The following is a 12,718-nucleotide window of genomic DNA, read 5'->3' on the forward strand; positions in this document are numbered from 1 at the left end:
TCCGCAATAATAGATTGAGAGCTTATAGAATTACTAGTTTATTCAACAGAGGACAGACTTGACTCACCCTTATACCCATTTTCGCCTGTAAGTTCAAAATCTTCTTTTACAAGTCCAAGGCCGGGCGCATAATACCTGGTGAAAATCGTTTCTTCTCCCACTACCTCATTTGATGTTTTCTGAATGACAACCGCGTTTTCGATTTTTCCGTATGGTGTTTCAACCGCTGCAGAAGAATCAAGCAGCTTCCAGTCAGCACCTTCACCGAGCAGCTTTTCATTCATATTCGGTTCAAATGTATCAAGCAGGTCCGCCGTGTGATCCTGAAGCTCTCTGTCCTCATAGACGAGAGTCATTTCAGAGCCTGTCCACTTATAGATCTGGGTAGTTGTTGAATCTCCTAATCTCAGAGCAATCTGAACATAGTCATCGTTTGCTGCGGTGATTGTCTCCGTCAGCAAAACGGTCCCCTGTTCCTCAAATTGCTTGGTTGCTCCGGTCTTAGGACGGTAGGCCTTGTAAGGACCGTCCGAACTATTCTTGCTCTCTTTCTGTTTATCGGAATTTCCTGGCATTTCTTTAGAACTTTCATTGGTTTCTTCTTTCTCTTTTTCTTCCTTTTCCTGATCTGTTGGCTCAGTGTCTTCAGATGGCTTGCTCTCTTTTTCTGGTTCTGCCGCAGGTTTTTCGTCCTGAACCGGAGCTTCTGATTCCTGCTCTTGTACAGCTTCTTCCGGCTCTTCGGAACAGCCGGCTGCAACTATAAGAGTCAAACCTAAAATAAACATCCATTTTTTCATATTTATCATTCCTTATCTAAAAAAGATCCGGGCATATGACTTCAAGCCCGAATCTTTTCTATTATCTGATTCTGTTGAAGATCTCACTGGTCATTTCAGCAGGGACTGCCCCGCCTACCAGCGTCATTTCCTTCATGTGGTGCTTGCCGCCGTATTCCATAATATAGGTTTCAAGCGGACGGTTGATCGTCGGGCCTGTCAAAATCAGCGGTGCTTTCGTCACGATGGAAAGCGGTGCTGCTGCCAGCGCATCCGGGAAGTTCGCTCCTGTTGATACCATGATAGAATCCGAGTTTAAACTGGAATCGAATTTCCATAATACTTTAGCGAGCGTTTCATACCGGTTTTTCCCGGCTAATCGCGTGTAGCTTGACGGTCCTGCGTTTTTCACCTGCGTATCAACCGCAGATGTCAGCACGCTCGTTCCGCCGACAATAAGTGCCTGTTTACCTTTCAGCTTTGCACTTGATGCACTTGGAAGTGACTTTGTATCTGAGAGCATGATGGCCCAATTCTTCTGGGCTGCAATAGGTGCTGCTCCTAATGCATCAGGATAGTTTCTGCCTGAAGCAATGAAGTATCCGTCAACATTTCCGACTTCCGTTAAAATTTTCTGGTTCGTTTCAAAGCGGTTTGTTCCGCTGATTCGCTGTGTCGAAAGTTTCATCGATTGCAGCTGTGTTTCAATGCCTTTTGAAACCGCGACTTCTCCTCCGAGAATAATCGCTTTTTTCGCTTTAAGGCGGCTGATTTCATTTACGGTGTCCGTCCCAAGCGAGGTTCCCTTAACTAAAAGAATCGGTGCTGCGCCGTGTTTGCGTGAGAGCGGTCCGGCAGAAAGAGCGTCCGCATACTCTGTGCCTGTTGCAATAAGAATCGTTTTGTCAGGCTTGCTGTCTGCAAAACCTGCAGGGTACATTTTACGTGACACGCTGATGGCTGTCTTGTAGCGGTCATCCCCGACAAGCTTTGTGACAGGAAGCTTTCTTGTCACTTTGTCGTTTGCGATATTTGTAAAGACGATTTCACCCGAAACTTTATTAATGACTCTTGCATTCGGAGCATTCTTCTCTGCAATATAGCGCGCATGTTCAAAGTCTACGTAGCTTCCTTTCTTCGTGCCGCTTACGTATAGTTCGTATTTAGCAGGAAGGAAATTAGACCATAGTGTAAATCCTGTACTTTTATAGACCAGTCTTGTATTGCGGTAGCTCTGTGCATACTCCATGGCATCCGGTGAGGTATAGAAATCTCCCAGTTTGCCTACGGTACGGTGATGCACTTCATAGAGAGCCGTTGTTTTATAGATATCTTTTTGAGCATTTTTGTCAAAAACTCTGACCGGTTTTGATTGTTTTTTCGCGTATGTAAGGGCCTGATCTTTTGATTTTGATGTGTAAAGCTTTTTATTGCTGCTGATGTCATAGACTTCAAAGACTTTGAAGTAATTGACGACGGACGAAGCAAGCGCCTGTGCAGCTTTATTCTGGAAATCAGCTGTTTTGATGCGCGCTTCTTCTTCACGATTTGTCATGAAGCCCATTTCTACAAGGACTGCAGGCATCTGTGCATTCCGGATCACGTAAAAGCTCTGATCATCCGCAATGCCTCTGTCGATGGATCCAAGCTTCGCAAGCACTGTCGGATGAATTTCATTCGCCAGTCTGCGGTTGTCTGCCAAGTACTTGATCTGCATCGGATCGTGAGGATACTCTTCCTTTGCATGATCAACACCATTGTAGAAATAGGTTTCATAGCCTTTTACATATGGATTGCTTGGATGTGCATTATGATGGAGAGAGATAAAGACACTGTTATCGTTGTTTCCGCTTGCAAATGAATTGGCGGTTCTCATTCGGATGTCAAAATCCCCGCCGTCAGTGCTTCCGTCCGCTTTTTTCAGGTATGGAGCAAATTCCATATCCTTGTCTCGCGTGAGGTAGACTTTAATGCCGCTTGTCTTAAGCAAATCTCTTACTTTTTGAGAGACAATCAGATTGGCGTTTTTTTCACAAAAGCCGGTCGTATTCCCGGTCAGGCCACATGTGCCGCTGAATTTGCCTCCATGTCCCGGATCAATCACCAGCACTTTTTCTGCAAAACCGGTGTTCGGGGCCAAAAATAGCATGACAAATAGAAGGATGCCAAGCACCCATGACTTGCTGTTCATCGTTCACTCTCCTTTAATTCTGCAATTTTCGCTACTACTCTCCTATTATAACACCCGCTTTCTGACATTTTTATCATTTTTGGAGATTGAAAGAGAAATAGGGAAATCTGCTAATTGGATCCTGTTACTTTTGTCATAAGATCAAAAGCGCAAGCGGCTTGGTTAGATCCGATTGGCAGATAAGAATCCGATGGAAAAGTCTGGTTCCCGCCTTTTTCGTCGGATTTGTTCTGACTGAGGATTTAGGCGCTGGAGCTGGACGCAGTTAATTTTGTCATGTTTTCCCCACCCTTGTATTTCACCAAGAAAAACAAGCAAAAAAAAGCTGCCGGATTCTTAAATCCGGCAGCTCTTTCTTATTTCTTAGCGTACAAGCTTGTTAATTTCAGCAAGCACGTCATTTGAAACGGCAGTTTCACCGCCGAATACTTTAACTTGGCCGATTTCATTTTCTCCAAAGAATTTACGTACATCTGAAGACAATGATTTGCCGACTAAGATTACTCCGCTTTCATGCTTAGCTGCAAGGGCTCCGCCTGCTAATGCATCAGCGAAGTTAAGACCTGTAGCTGCATAAACAACGTCTAATTCCGGCTCGAAGAATTCAGCAAGCTTCACGCTTGTTGCATAACGGTCTTTGCCGTAGATTCTCTCAGCACCAGGAAGGTTTTTCACTACACTGTCAGCAAGGGCAACTGGTCCGCCGACTGCCAATGTGTTTTTAACACCAAGCTCTTTAAGAACTTTGCTTGATGCACCAGGAAGCTTATCTTTTTGTGACAGAACAACCGGCATGCCGTATTGTCCTGCATAAGAAGCTACTGCAAGAGCATCTGCAAAGCTTGTGCCATTGACTACGACTGCATCTTCAGATCCATCTGGAGCTACTTCTTCTGCAATAGCAGCTGCCGTTGTCCAGCGGTCTTTACCTGCAATACGGTCAACATCATAGCCAAGCTTCTTAAGCTGATCTTCTACAGCCTGTGATACAGCGCCTGTTCCTCCAAGGATGACAACAGTTTCTGCACCAAGTCTGTCAAGTTCTGCTTTTGTAGCACCTGACAAACCTTTTGAATCTGTCAGTAAAATTGGAGCGTCATATTGAGCTGCAAGAGGAACACCTGCTAGAGCATCTGCAAAGTCCTGTCCTTTTGCAAGGAAGACCAGCTCAGAGCTTTCCCAGCCCTCGCCACTGATGGCTGCAGCTGTCTCATAGCGGTTCTTTCCGCTGATGCGGCTGACTTTGTCATCTCCGCGGTATACTTTTACTTCTTTTACTGTTTTGTGTCCTGCAAGGTCAGTTGCTTCAACCATGAATGTGTTTTCTCCAGGCTGAAGGGCAACATCCGTGCTTAGCGTTTTCGTGATTTTGTTCATTCCGTATGGCTCTTTCAGCAAGTTAACGAAAACTTCATCTCCGTCAACTGCTACACGAAGCTCTTCGAAATTATCTGATACTGTTGATTTAAGCGTTACTTTTTCAGTTGCTGCACTTACAGAAGATGGTGCTTCAACTGTTACGGTTGGAGCTGTTGTATCAACGAAGAAGCGTTTGATGAAGGAAATTTTGTTTCCTGCTTCGTCTTCTCCGGCAATAGTCACGCTGTGGTAGCCGTCTTCAAGAGTAAGCGTTGTAGCAAACTCATAGCGTTTTAATTCAGCATTCCAAGTTAATTCAACCGGTTTGCCTGCAACTGTAAAGTTCGTCACTTTTGACTCATCTGTGATATAGCCCTTTACAGGCACTTCGCTCGTTGCATACGTTCCAAGTGCTTCAGGAAGCTCAGCAATGATTGAAGGAATGGTTCCGTCATTCACGCCTTTGAATTCTTTAGCAGATGTGTTTCCTGCATTGTCTGCTGCAAGAACCGTTACAGTTGAACCGGCTTTAAGATCTGCAATCTTGAATTCTTTTGTTGTTGGCGCAAGAGTCAGCGGGTTGCCGTCTTTATCTTTGCCGACAACAGACTCGCCGTTAACAAGGACATCAAAGTATGCAAGACCTGAACGGTCATCTGATCCTTCAAATGTGACTGTATCTTCGCTGAATTCAGCTTTCAATTCCGGCTGAACCGTGTCTACGATAACAGGCACGTGTACTTTTTGAGGAGCTTTACCTGGGAAATCCACTGTTGCAGCGATTTCATAGTAATACTGTCCGTCTTTGACAAGAGCATTTTTCACTTTTCCATCCCACTGTGCAGCAGGATTTAATGAGTACGTTGCACCTGAGCCGCCGTCATAATAATGCTTGCGGACTTCAAGCTCTGTGCGGATTGCACGCAGCTGATTTTTGTTCTCGTCAAGAACGTTGAATTTCACTTCTTTCGCATTTCTCAGGAAGGACAGAACAGGAATGATCTCATCCTGGCTTCCATCACCATTAGGTGAAATAGCGATTTTACGTGCATCAAACGGCATTTCGCTGTTGAATGCGTCATACCCTAGGTAGTTGAAGCTCTGGCCTGCACGTGCTACAACACCTGCAGCTCCATAGAACGTTTCGTTCTCTGTGTCAAAATTCATTGCATCAAGGATTGGCGCTTTGCCCCAGTCGCCATTAAAGCCGACATAAGGAACAGTAAGCTGTGACAGACCTTCAGCCGAGAATGTGACAAATCCTTCTACAAAATATCCGTTTTTAAAGACATCTTTTACAGATACCGGTGTTTCGAAGTCATCGCCTAAAACTTTAGCGTTTGAAGTATCAAGAGTAACTTTTACAGTTTTCGTTTCACCGGCAGCAAGATCAACTTTTGCTGTTTCTTCGCCGTTTACTTTGATTACCGCGTCAATCAGTTCCTGAGCTTCAAGTTCGTCGTAATTGTATCCAAGAGATCCGCCGTTTGCGAAATCTGTTTGAACATTAGCTTTCACATCATAAGAAACGGCCTGCTCACTGAAGTTTTTAATATCAAGAGTAAATTCCACTTGATCGCCAACTTCTTTAAGAGCTACTTTGCCTTCGCCTGTTTTTGATTCCGTTACTACAGCAGGAGTGTTAAGCGCTGAGTAAAGTTTCATTAATCCTGCACCCTGACGGCGAGGAGAATACGGAACTTCCCATCCGAATGCATCATTCACAAGTCCCTTATCCATTACTGGCTGAGACGTATTCATAAGAATATTCTTCGCCATTTGTACGCGATCTGCGCCATCAAGATCAAACAGCTCGTCCACTTTCTCAAGGACAATTGCAGATCCGCCGGCAACGTGAGGAGCAGCCATGGATGTTCCGCTCATGATACCGTACTGGTTGTCCTGGAACGTAGAAAGAATTTTACCGCCCGGTGCCGTAATTTCAGGTTTGAAATCAAGGTTAGGCGTTACACCCCATGAAGTGAAGGCTGACATTTTTCCGGCTTCCGCATTTGGAGCCGCTACTTTGTCATCACCGAATGTCACTTCAAGCTTTTTGCCTGCTTTCGCCTGCTCTTCAAGAGCGTTTCCATCAGCAACACTTAGTGACACAAGCGGAATAACCGGCTTATCGAGAGCCATATTCACGTAATCGCCGTGTGCAGGCAATCCGCGGATGATGACACCTGCAGCACCCTGTGCTTCAGCTGTTTTCTGGATATTTGTATAGAAATAGCTTCCAGTCCGAACAACAAATACAACTTTCCCTTTAACATCTTTTCCTTCATAGCCTGCAGGCTGACCATCGCCTACATAAACAATTTCAAGCTTTTGTCCTTTAAATTTATCAAGGAATTTAGGTCCGTCCTGCTTTTGGTATCCGATCGAGCCAAATGCAGCACCATCAACATCAACTTTCATTGCATCAAGTTCAATTGTTGAGTTTTCAAGTGAAGCGACCTGGAGAGAATCGTAAGACAGACCAGGAGCTCCTACTACTCCAACGTCAGGATTACTTGCATACGGATTTGCCCAGCCATTTCCTAAATGAGCAGAGTTACCGGCTGAAACAGCCATAACGACGCCATTTTCAACAGCTCTTGCAATGGCCATCTGCTCAGGATCTTCAGGAAGTACAAACGATGCTGTTGAGCCTAAGCTCATGTTCAGTACATCTGCACCAAGACCAATCGCATCATCAATTGCTTTAATATAAATATCGCCCCATGTAGAAGGCATTTCTGGATCATTTCCGAAAACTTTAAGAGCTAACAGCTGCGCTTCAGGAGCCACGCCTTTTAAGCCGCCGTTATCTTCATCACCATTTGCCCCTACTGTTCCGCCAACATGCATGCCATGCATGGAAGCCCCAGGTCCAAGGTCAAGGATCTCTTCGTTTTCATCCATATAGTTGTAGCCATATGGCACTTTTGCTGTATAGAACTTGCCCGGAAGGCCAAGCTCTGATTTAGCGTCATTAACAGCACCTTCAGAAAGTGCAGGAACTGTATCTTCGCTTAAAATCATGTCTTTATGACTTGGATCAAGACCTGTGTCGATGATTCCGACGATCATGCCTTCTCCGTCATAGCCAAGGTCCCATGACTCGCGTGCTTCAACCAGTTCTTTACTGTACTTCATATCAGGCTTTGCTTTTGGACGCTCGTATTCATGAGCAATCGTTACATTATTTACACCAGTCAGCTTCTCAATGAGAGCAATCTTGCCGTATTCAACTTCTCCGGAGAAACCGTTGACGACTGTTGTAAATTCCTGTTCGAATTTCATTCCAAGATTTTTGGAAGCAATTTGATTTTTGACAGCTTTTTGCTCTTTAAGAGCATTAGCTTTCAGCTCATCTTGTTTAGCCTTAGGCAGAGCATCAAATTTCTTCCCTTGTTTTGTTGCATATGTAATTGCAGGTTCGCCTTCTACTTCGACAATTACACGTACTTTATCTGAACTCTTATACTGTTTTCCTGTGTCAGGATTTTTAAGTGTCTGCTTGCCGAAATTTTTCTGTACTTCGGTATTGGCGTTCCCTTTTTGAACCGTCGGACCAGCTGCCATAACAGCATTTGAGAAAACCAGCAAGAAAGCGAACATTAAAAATAACGATCTTTTCAGCTTAACTTTCAACTACTTGACCCCCCTAGTAAATTAGCCTCGCAATTCTCAAAAACTTCTAATTTATCCCTCCTTTTACATAGATAGAATATATTTACTCTCTTATTCTATTTGTAAAATATTGAATAGTCAAACATTTATAAAAACTTTTATTCATTAATAAAAGAAAGACAAATTACGACATATACAAAACCGCTTCAAACCCTGTTATCCTTTGATGCATCAATGTTTAAAAGCAAATAAGACAAAGATGCTTGCGGAAACAGGGATGACAGACTCCGAGTTTTTATGCACCTTCCATTTATATTTTGGTATAGGATTCCAGTGAGGCATTGGTCCCGGCATGTTTTGTCATAAGGCGACATGTTTCCCGGGGAATATTGAAAAAGACTGCCGGAGTGTCCGGCAGTCTGGTGTTTATTTTAGGAGGTTGATCATGTTCGATTCCATTGCAGGTGTAATCAGAGTTGATCCTCCGAGGATCGTGACTGATTGGTAGTTATCAATGACGTCTAAACCTGGTTTAATCTGTTTTACCAGAAGGATAGATGAATTGTTTTTGGCTGCAAGAACAGCACCTGAAAGAGCATCAGGAAAGTTCTCCCCGGTCGCAGCAAAAATTTCATTGTTTCCAAGAGGCAATTCCTGCGCAATGACTTTGCTTGTTGCATACCGGTCCTTGCCGCTCAATCTGACAGGGTTTTTGCCTGCAAGAGAATTAAATACTTCTTTTGAAATGACACTTTCCCCGCCAATCACGTACGCTTTATTTGCTGCTGCCAGTGCTGGTTTGACGGCTGCCGGAATACTCGTCTTTCTTGTAAGCAGAATTGGATGGCCATTTTTGGCTGCAAATGGTGCAATGGAAACGGCATCTGCAAAGTTGTCGCCAATTGCAAGAACAGCAGTAGCCGATGATAACTGTTCGGCAATCTTAGCAGATGTCACATAGCGGTCTGAACCGGCAATCCTTGAAACATTCAAACCTAATTCTTTTAAGGTGTTTTCAGTAGTAGAGCTTACAACGTTACTTCCGCCAAGAAGAATGGCTTTAGTTGCTTTAAGTCTCTTAATTTCGTTAAAGACCGCAGTGTTTGCAGCATTCGGATTGCTGTTGACTAAAAGAAGAGGAGCGTTGAATTTAGCTGCCAGGGGTGTTCCTGAAAGAGCATCGGCGAAGTTTTGGCCAGTTGCGATGACAACCGTCCCTGACTGCTTCCATCCTTCTTTTGATATTTCAATTGCTGTATTGTACCTGTTGTCTCCCGCAAGTCTTGTTGTGACACGTTTCAGGTAGCTTGAGGCAATATATCCTTTTGTCTGAGAATCTTTGAGCTGAACCGGATACCAGACAAACTGATTAGTAGAACCGGAAGCTGTGTCATAAACAAATGCGCCCGCTGTCTTTACCGCAATCCCCTTTCCGGCTTTTACAAGAGGCGCAGATCCAGTAGCTCCAGACCGGATTTTCGGATCGGCTGCATCATCGTTATATGTAATGAGCGTATCGTTTTTGTTAAATAAATGCTTTGTCTCTGTCATCGGTCCATTCAGTGTAAAACTTGTTTTATTAAATAAAATATTGTCTGCTGATCCGCACGTATAGGAGAAATCTGAAGGCGCCATATCGATATGCGATATGCGGGTTGTTATATCCTGTATGCCTTTTCCGCTATCTGACTGCAGCAAGGAGTAAAGTTCTTCCTGATAAGCTCCTGCATTTCTGCTGCCATCTCCTCCGCAAATCAATAGAGGGCTGTTTTTAGGTTTGATGCCATTATAGCGCAGTGCTGAAAAATACCATCTTTCAAGATAGGCAGCCGGATCATCTGCTTGAACAACTGGAGCTGGCTTGCCAGTTCCTATTGGAACGTTCATATAATCTTTCAATCTCTTAACACCTGTGTAAATATTAAAAACTGCATTCCTCTCAAGCATTTCTTTGTCACCTGCAGGATAGACCGTTATTTGCATGATGCCAATACCGCCGTCCCCTGAAACAATCGGGTCTCCTTTTGTGTCGAACTGCTGCCAGTCCACACTTTCTTTTGTAGCGACCGCTTTTACTATTTCTGCAGGAACTTCAAGTTCCAATGCAACATTGGTCAATAAGCAATTTCCCGTTTGATAAGGAATGAATTTTCCCTCTTGTGTCATTGGATTATAGTTACACTTTTCACTAACCTTTGCCTCCACAGAACCAAAATCAGATGCAGCCTGCGATAAGGCGGGCGACATCAGAAAAAAAACAGCCGTCATAAACGTCAAAACCAGCATCTTTTTCATTACACGCACGTTCCTCCAAATAATAGTTTCTAGTAAAATACTAACATAAAAATCCATCAAGTATTGTATAAGTTTCCAATAAAAAGAAAAATAGACCCTTCTCAGGATCTATTTCTCGTTTTTGATAAAGTAGGACGCGAGATACTCTGCCCAGACTTTATTGCCCTCAACATTCGGGGTCTGCTGATCTTCTGTCAGCATTGTTTTGATTTTTTCATCTTTGCTGTCTGGCCAGTTTGTCCAGTGATCGAGATATGTAAGGTCTTTTTCTTCTGCAAACTCTTTTAAAGCACCCACTTCTTTAGGGTAGAAGGTTGCATTGAAAATGGGGTGTGACGGCTGAAGGTAAATGACTGCCTCCGGGCTTGTCTGCTTAATGTCTGAGAGAATCTCTTCAAGGTTCAGCAGCGTATTCTCAAGGCCGACATTTCCGTTGTCATTTAATGAAAAAGGCTCCAAAAGCAGGATATCCGGCTTTTGCTTGCTGATATCTTCCATATGATTTTCATTAAGAAAAGTTCTAGTAGTGCCTTCCGGATATGATAATACTTCGATGGCGAAAATATTTTTTCCGTAAGCTGCATCAAGCTTTGACTGAAGCAGAGCCGGCCAGCCTGTGCTTTGGATCGACGTGCTCTCAGAACCGGCCGCAACCAGTTTAAGAGGCGCGCCTCCTTCTTGAGCTTCCTTTATTTTTTCTTTAAGAGGTGCGGAAAGGTTAGCCGCATACTTTTGCCATTTTGGCTGTTCTTCCTGCTTCATCTCTTCGGACTTAGCCGGATCTTCCTGCGCTTTTACGGAACTGATTTTTTGGTTCCAGTGATGATTTCCGAGTATAAGCGCACACAAGGTCAGGATGACGACACATGCTGTAACGATTTTATTCATTTCCGTATTCCTCCAAAATATGAAAAGTACTACATTCTATCATAGTTATGCATCGGCATACCTGCAAGACTATTAAGGAAATTCATGAAAATTTTACGTAATTTTGGGGATTAATCTCAATCAAAAAAGCAGTGAGTTGCCTCACCGCTTAATTAATGACCTTTTTTGTGCCCAAATATCTTGGTTTAAAGTAGACATTTTCCATCGTTGTGATGGATACGCCTTTTGATGAGCTCGCATGGATAAATTCATTGTTTCCAATGAAGATTCCGACGTGAGAAGGGCCTGCTGAAACAGTTTCAAAAAAGACGAGATCTCCTTTTTGAGGTACAGCCACAACTGTGCCTGTATTCCATTGATCCTTTGTGGTTCTTGGCAGGTCAATGCCGTGCTTATTGAATACATATTCTGTGTAGCCGCTGCAGTCAAAGCCCGAGGTTGTCGTGCCGCCGTATTTATAAGGCACACCCTGCAGGGATTTGGCTGTTTCAATCAGCTTGTCCACTGGAAAATAAATCGAGGCTAAAACGCTGTTTGAAACAGCAGCTGTACCGCCGATAACGGTGACAGTTCCGATATTTTTAGTGTCGATTAAGTTTCCAATAGCGGTCGGAAGAGCCGAAGATTTTGTTAAGAGCATCGGAATGTTCTTTTGGGCTGCATAGACAGAACCTGTAAGGGCGTCTGCATAATTTTGCCCTGAGACTACTAAGGTGTGCGACGCGGAAAAGCTCGCAAACTTAGAGGCTACTTTAGCTGATGTACCATAGCGGTCTGCCCCTGCAATGCGTTCTGCATATGGAAGCTTAGAAAAAGCAGATCCATCAATGACGCCGGTTCCGCCGATTACGTATGATTTTGAATATCCTTTTAGAAAAGTTTGAACAGATGACGGCACGCTGCTTTTTTGAACGAGCAGAATCGGTGAGCCCTGCCTCGCTGCGATGGCAGATGCTGAAAGGCTGTCAGGATAGTTCGAGCCATTGGCTATGAATGCTTTTTTCGTTGCTGTGCCAACATGCTTGGCAATAGCAACCGATGTTTCGTAGCGGTCTGAGCCTGAAATTCGCTGAACCGTTAAACCCATTGATGTCAGCTTGCTTGCTACGGCTTTAGTGACGGCATTTTCACCGCCAAGTATGTATACGTTTTTGGCTCCCCGCTGTTTCAGCCTGACAATTTCATTGCTTACAGCTGTGGGGATAGAGTCTTTCTTTGTAAGAAGGATTGGCGCTTTCAATTTATATGCAAGCGGTCCTCCTGCCAGTGCATCCGGAAAATTGGTGCCGACGGCAATCACAATATTCGCCGTGCCATTTGGAAAGGCTTTCTTTGAAACTTCCACAGACGTCTTATACCGGTCTTCACCGGATATTCTTGTTGTCGTCCCTGCCTGAGCATGCTCCGGCTGAGAAATAAGAAAAAGCAGCACTAGACTTAGACAGCTCAACAATGTAAGTGTTATTTTCTTCATACCATTCTCCTATGATGTTTTTACCCTTCTCATTATAGCACCGGAGTAATAGTCTGATAGTTTACAAGTACATTACAAATAATGGGGAAAAACGACTATAGACAGCAAAAAAAC

Annotated in this window: 6 protein-coding genes; all 6 read right to left on the reverse strand. The window is 43.9% G+C overall.

What is annotated here, in order from left to right; translation table 11 throughout:
- Positions 1-38: 38 nt before the first annotated feature.
- Positions 39-800 carry a hypothetical protein gene (locus tag JOJ89_RS19420; protein WP_203289076.1) on the reverse strand — a complete coding sequence of 254 codons (762 nt, stop codon included), beginning with the start codon at positions 798-800 and terminating at the stop codon, positions 39-41.
- A gap of 61 nt (positions 801-861) precedes the next feature.
- Positions 862-2,970 (reverse strand): cell wall-binding repeat-containing protein, encoded by a 2,109-nt coding sequence (locus JOJ89_RS19425; protein WP_203289077.1) that lies wholly within the window; start codon positions 2,968-2,970, stop codon positions 862-864.
- A 363-nt stretch (positions 2,971-3,333) separates the two neighbouring features.
- Positions 3,334-7,968 carry a cell wall-binding repeat-containing protein gene (locus tag JOJ89_RS19430; protein ID WP_242524637.1) on the reverse strand — a complete coding sequence of 1,545 codons (4,635 nt, stop codon included), beginning with the start codon at positions 7,966-7,968 and terminating at the stop codon, positions 3,334-3,336.
- Positions 7,969-8,373: 405 nt separating this feature from the next.
- Positions 8,374-10,242, reverse strand: coding sequence for a cell wall-binding repeat-containing protein (locus tag JOJ89_RS19435; protein WP_203289078.1), 1,869 nt, complete (start codon positions 10,240-10,242; stop codon positions 8,374-8,376).
- A 108-nt stretch (positions 10,243-10,350) separates the two neighbouring features.
- The gene (locus JOJ89_RS19440) at positions 10,351-11,130 is read right to left on the reverse strand and encodes an SGNH/GDSL hydrolase family protein (RefSeq protein WP_203289079.1); all 780 of its coding nucleotides are present in this window, start codon (positions 11,128-11,130) and stop codon (positions 10,351-10,353) included.
- Positions 11,131-11,278: 148 nt separating this feature from the next.
- Positions 11,279-12,604 carry a cell wall-binding repeat-containing protein gene (locus JOJ89_RS19445; protein ID WP_203289080.1) on the reverse strand — a complete coding sequence of 442 codons (1,326 nt, stop codon included), beginning with the start codon at positions 12,602-12,604 and terminating at the stop codon, positions 11,279-11,281.
- Positions 12,605-12,718: the final 114 nt, after the last annotated feature.

The sequence above is a fragment of the Metabacillus sp. cB07 genome (assembly GCF_016839225.1).
In the GTDB taxonomy this organism is placed as follows: domain Bacteria; phylum Bacillota; class Bacilli; order Bacillales; family Bacillaceae; genus Bacillus_P; species Bacillus_P indicus.